Here is a 234-nt window from a genome sequence, read left to right on the forward strand (position 1 = left end):
GCTGGCGTTGCCTGCTGCGTCGGCGGTGTTCCCGCCTGCGTGCGTGGCGTGGCTGGCGTTGCCTGCTGCGTCGGCGGCGTTCCCGCCTGCGTGCGTGGCGTGGCTGGCGCTACCAGCCGCGCCGGCAGCGTTCCCGCCAGCGTGCGTGGCGTGGCTCGCGCTACCAGCCGCGCCGGCAGCGTTCCCGCCAGCGTGCGTGGCGTGGCTCGCGCTACCAGCCGCGCCGGCAGCGTT

1 protein-coding gene is annotated in these 234 nt (G+C 76.9%); it reads left to right on the plus strand.

Translation table 11 applies throughout. The features are described from left to right. Positions 1-234, plus strand: a 234-nt coding sequence (locus QP415_RS13000; RefSeq protein WP_285100351.1) for a hypothetical protein, incomplete at both ends; no start/stop codon positions are given.

Source organism: Pauljensenia sp. UMB3104, assembly GCF_030217285.1.
In the GTDB taxonomy this organism is placed as follows: domain Bacteria; phylum Actinomycetota; class Actinomycetes; order Actinomycetales; family Actinomycetaceae; genus Pauljensenia.